Source organism: Kitasatospora sp. NPDC088160 (assembly GCF_044741445.1).
In the GTDB taxonomy this organism is placed as follows: domain Bacteria; phylum Actinomycetota; class Actinomycetes; order Streptomycetales; family Streptomycetaceae; genus Kitasatospora.
Genome location: NZ_JBIUSS010000006.1, coordinates 239,710 through 244,138, shown reverse-complemented (window position 1 = coordinate 244,138; position 4,429 = coordinate 239,710). Strand labels below are relative to the sequence as shown.

General features: G+C 76.3%; 5 protein-coding genes. All 5 read right to left on the bottom strand.

Annotated elements, in window-relative coordinates; all coding sequences use genetic code 11:
- Window positions 1–156 precede the first annotated feature (156 nt).
- Window positions 157–615 carry an SRPBCC family protein gene (locus ACIOGZ_RS11575; protein WP_363625638.1) on the bottom strand — a complete coding sequence of 153 codons (459 nt, stop codon included), beginning with the start codon at window positions 613–615 and terminating at the stop codon, window positions 157–159.
- A gap of 122 nt (window positions 616–737) precedes the next feature.
- Window positions 738–1,547, bottom strand: coding sequence for a ribonuclease BN (locus ACIOGZ_RS11570; protein WP_363584447.1), 810 nt, complete (start codon window positions 1,545–1,547; stop codon window positions 738–740).
- A 277-nt stretch (window positions 1,548–1,824) separates the two neighbouring features.
- Window positions 1,825–2,250, bottom strand: a complete 426-nt coding sequence (locus ACIOGZ_RS11565) for an ATP-binding protein (protein WP_363584214.1) — start codon at window positions 2,248–2,250, stop codon at window positions 1,825–1,827.
- A 75-nt stretch (window positions 2,251–2,325) separates the two neighbouring features.
- On the bottom strand, window positions 2,326–2,781 hold the full coding sequence (locus ACIOGZ_RS11560; RefSeq protein WP_363584216.1) for a hypothetical protein: 456 nt from the start codon (window positions 2,779–2,781) through the stop codon (window positions 2,326–2,328).
- A gap of 130 nt (window positions 2,782–2,911) precedes the next feature.
- Window positions 2,912–4,429: PP2C family protein-serine/threonine phosphatase (locus tag ACIOGZ_RS11555; RefSeq protein ID WP_400985701.1), on the bottom strand; the 1,518-nt coding region annotated here is incomplete at its 5' end.

The following is a 4,429-nucleotide window of genomic DNA, read 5'->3' as shown; positions in this document are numbered from 1 at the left end:
GCCGGGGGGGCGGCCCCCCCCCCGGGGGGGCCCGCCCCCCCCCCCCCCCGGGCCCCGCGCCCCCCCCCCCGCCGGGGGCGGGGGGGGCCGCCGGGGGGGGGGGGGGCGGGCCCCCCCGCCAGGGGGTGACAGGGGGGGCGTGGACGGGGGCGGGGCTCAGCCGGGGGTGATCCGGCCGCGCCAGGCTCCCCCCTCCCGGCCCTGGTCCTCGATGAAGTCCTTGAAGCGCCGGAGGTCCCCCTTGACCCTGCGGTCGACCATGCCCAGCATGTCGCCGGTCTTCTCGGCCATCCCTTCCGGCTGGAAGTCGATGGCCAGGTTGACCCGGGTGTGCCGGTCGTCCAGTTCCTGGAAGGTGACGACGCCCTTCTGCTTCACGTCGCCGTCCGTCGTGCGCCAGGCGATCCGCTCGTCGGGCAGCTGGTCGATGATCTCGGTGTCGAACTCGCGGGTGACACCGCCGATGCTGGTCCGCCAGTGGTTGTGGCGCTCGTCCAGCTGGGTCACCGCGTCGACGCCCTCCATGAAGCGCGGGAACTCCTCGAACTGGGTCCACTGGTTGTACGCGGCGTGCAGCGGCACGTCGACGTCGACCGTCTTCTTCACCATGCTCATCTGGGGCCTCCTCGCATGTGCGGTGGCCGAGCCCTTCCCGGCCGCCCGCGCGCCTGCCCGCTGCGCCGCGCCCTAACCCACCCGCGTGCCGCAGCACCGGCCGCCCCGGCCTGGCGCCGGCGCTACGGCGTGCGGCGGGCCCGGACCACGGCGCGCCCGGCGAGCGCGCCGCCGTAGACGGTGTAGCCGACGCCGATCAGCCAGGACTGGACGATCAGCACCGTCCCGACCGTCCCGTAGGAGACCGCGTTGGACACCAGCAGCGGCGCGAAGACCAGCCGCGAGAAGAGCCGCAGGCCCGCCAGCGCCACCATGGTCGCGACGGCTCCGGGCAGCAGCTGCCTCGGCGGGACGCGTCCGGCGAGCAGCAGGTGCTGGAGCCACCAGAACAGCAGGAGGCCGCCGACGGTCGTGACGGCGATGCGGAAGGAGGGCTGGACGGCCGAGTGGCGCCAGGGCGCGCCGCTGGAGGCGGCCAGCACGATGTACCCGGTCAGCCCGGCCAGGCCGAGGGTCTGGCGCCAGACCGCGTGCCACGGGCCGCGGTCGAGTTCCCACACCCGCTCGTAGACGCCCTGGACAGACGCCATCAACGAGACCCCGAAGACCGCCAGCGCGGCCAGGCCGAAGCCCGTGGTCGTGCTGAGCACCTGGCCCCGGGAGGCGAAGAGCCGGTGGACGGCGTCGGCGCCCGGCCCGCTCAGGCCGAGGCCGTCGGTGATCCACTCGGAGATCCCGCTGCCGCGCGCGGGGAAGGCCGCCGCAATGACGATCAGCAGCGGCACGAGGGTCACGAAGAAGAGCGCCGCGAAGGCCATCGAGCGCTGGAGCAGTTCGATGGTGCGGCCGTGTTCCCACACGCCGACGACGGCCGCCCGCAGGACCTGCCACCAGCTGCGGGCGATCGCCGTCAACCGGCCGCGGCGGCGCACGCCGCTCAACCCAGGACGCCGCACAGCGACGGCGGCGACGGCGACGGCGACGGGGACGACGACGGCGGCGACGGGGACGACGACGGTCGGTTCACGGCCACTGGATCCTCGCTGTGCTCGACGCCCACGGACGGACCTGCCCCGTCAGGATGCCACCGCGCGGGGCGCGTCCGGCGCTCCGGCGTCGCGACCGGCGTCCGGCGCCGCCGGGTGGCCGCGCACGGACACCGCTCCTCCCGGACGCAGAACACCCGCCCGGCAGGCGCCGGGCGGGCCGTCAGCTCGCGGGCAGCCGTAGGTCACACCACACCGTCTTGCCCGGCCCCGACGGGTGCCAGCCCCAGCGCAGGGTGAGCCGGCTCAACAGGAACAGGCCGAGGCCTCCCGGTTCGTCCGGGGGGTGCGGGGGCCGGGGCAGCGGCGGGCGCGGGCTGGCGTCGCTGACCTCGATCCGCAGCCGGCCGGTGGCGCGGATCAGGAGCAGCGTCCCGGGCTCGCCGCCGTGGCGCAGGGCGTTGCCGACGAGTTCGGAGACCAGCAGGACGGCGTCGGCGACCAGCAGCGGGTCGGCGACGTCGGCCAGGAACTCGGCGGTGAAGGCCCGGGCGTCGGCGGCCGCCCTGAGGTCGGCCTGGAGCGGCAGCCGCTGCGCCCACGGCCTCGTGGGGAACGGGCGTCCGAGGGAAGGCCGTGGTCCGGTCATGCGGTCGCGTCCTTCCCGGCCCGGCGAGGGGCCCGTGGTCGTCGGAGGATCGGCTCCGGGGGGCGTCGCGGCGCCTCAGTGGCCGAACAGGTGGCGGGTCCGGCCGCCGCGTGGGGGCTCGGCCGGTAGGCCGACGTCCCGGCCGCCCTGCTGGGCGGGGCGTTCCTCCGGCGGCGCGGGCTGCTCGCCCTCGTCGGGCGGGAGGGATCGTTCGGGCGGGAGGGATCGTTCGGGCGGGTCCGGCCGCACCACCGGTTGGGACCGCTGGTGGGCCGCCCGGTGCGCGGACAGCCGGACGGGGCGTCGGGTCCGCCGGGCCCGCCGGGCCGTCAGGACCATCAGGGCCAGGCCCAGGCAGAAGAGCAGGGCGAGGGCCAGCCCGGCGAGGAAGATGCCCAGGCTGTCGAGCGCCGGCAGGCGGATGCCCAGCACCGTCGCCTGGTAGTCGGGCCCGCCGGAGAGGTTGTCCGCGATCAGCAGTCCGGCGAAGGCACCGGCCGCCGCCATCAGCAGGAGTCCTAGCAGCAACATGGGGAGTCCTCTCCGTCGTTCGGTTCCGGTCGCCCCCGCAGGGCCGCGCCTACCCGGGCGGGCCCGGGCCTAACGCCGCGCTTCGCAGGCCCGCTCAGGACGAGGGGACCGGGGTTCACGCGGCAGAGGGCTACCGGCTCTGGACGGCGATCAGGCAGGTGTCGTCGTCGGTGTCGGCGGGGCTGAGCTCCAGCAGCCGGTCGAGGTAGCGCTCCAGGTCGGGGCCGGGGGCTCCGGCGACGCGGATCAGCTGGTCGACGGACTCCTCGACCGGGCGGTCCCGGCGTTCGACCAGGCCGTCGGTGTAGAGGACCAGGACGTCGCCTGGCGGCAGGTGAGCGGTGTGCTCCTCGTACCGGGCGTCGTCCAGGGCGCCGAGGAGCACGCCGTGCGGCAGCGGCAGCACGTGGGCGCCGTCCGCTCCGACCAGGATCGGGGGCAGGTGCCCGGCCCGCGCCCAGCGCAGTTCGCCGCCGGCCGGGTCGACGAGCACGCAGACGGCCGTCGCGGTGATCTGGCCGGGTTCGCGCAGGGCGACGATGTTGGCCCACTCCAGCATCCGGGCCGGGCCGGCCCCGGTGACGGCGAGAGCACGCAGCGCGTGCCGCAGGGCGACCATGCCGGTGGCCGCGCCGACGCCGTGCCCGGCGACGTCCCCGACGGTGAGCAGCACCCGCTTGTCGGGCAGCAGCAGCACGTCGTACCAGTCGCCGCCGACCCGGTCGTGCTGGGCGGCGGGGCGGTAGCGGACGGCGGCCCGCAGGCCGGCCGGGCCGAGCGGGGGCGGAGCGGCGGGCAGGATGGCCTGCTGGAGCCGCAGTGCCAGTCGCTCGCTGTCGGCGGTCTCCTGCTCGCTGTCGGCGAGGCGTGCCCGGGTGGCACCGAGTGCGACCTCCGTGCGGTGCTGGGCGGACACGTCGTGGAAGGCGCCGCGCACACCGGTGAGCCGCCCGTGGTCGTCGAGGACGGGCTCGGCGATCACCCGGGTGTACCCGTGGGTGCCGTCCTGGTGGACCAGGCGGACGACGGCGGAGGCCGTCCGGTGCTGGCGCTGGACGGTGTCCAGCAGGCGCCGGATCGCGGGCTCGTCGTCGGGGTGGGCGTGCCGGGCGAGCTGGGCCAGCGGCACCGGGTCGGTGTCGGGCGGCAGCCCGTAGATCTCGTGCAGGCCGTCGCTCCAGCGGATCCGGCCGTCGGCCGGGTGCTCCTCGAACCCGGCCACCCGGGCCAGCCGCTGGGCCTGGCGCAGCAGGGCACTCTGCTCGGCCTCACCGGCCCGCGCGGTCTCCGTCTGCCAGCCGACCAGCACGCGGCCGCCGACGGGGGCCGCCGCGAGCAGGACGGTGGTGGGAAGCGCGAGTCCGCCCTGCTGGAAGACCAGCCGGACCCGCTCGCCGGGCAACGGGACTCCGGTCTCGTGCACCCGGATCAGCCGTTCGAAGAGGCCGGTGGCGCACGCGGCCGGGTAGACCTCCAGGAGCGAGGTGCCCTCCAGCGTGTCCCGGGGGCGGCCCAGCGGATCGCGGAAGTGCGCGTTGGTCCGCAGGAGCGTGAAGTCGGCGATCTCTCCTCGGCGGACGACCGGCTCCAGCAGCAGGGCCGGGGTGGGCAGGCCCTCCAGGAGCGCGGTGTCGTCGCCGGGCGGGGC